This window comes from Shewanella sp. 4t3-1-2LB (assembly GCF_017368415.1).
Lineage (GTDB): Bacteria > Pseudomonadota > Gammaproteobacteria > Enterobacterales > Shewanellaceae > Shewanella > Shewanella fodinae.
Map to the genome: position 1 here is coordinate 1 of NZ_JAFNJD010000181.1, position 255 is coordinate 255.

General features: G+C 46.3%; 1 pseudogene. It reads left to right on the forward strand.

From position 1 onward, the window contains the following. Positions 1-125: 125 nt before the first annotated feature. A pseudogene (locus J3L11_RS19210) lies at positions 126-255 on the forward strand (transposase family protein); the annotation flags it as partial.

Sequence of the window (255 nt, forward strand, 5' to 3'; positions counted from 1 at the left end):
CTTGTTGCAGCAACACCCATTAAAGGTGAGTAAGCCGAGTAAGATGCGCAAAGCGGCGTGGAATGGGGACTTTAGATCTGAGCTTTTCTTTGGTTAACACATTTAACAAAGCTTAATCCCGCCCTGATGGATGGCTTGAGATTGAGGAGTTTGGTCATGAGCACTTGTCATGGCTCCAGAAACATCGGCCTTTCGCAAAAGGAATACCCACTCGGCACTCTATTGCGCGGATCATTAAAGCAATTGATGTTGAGA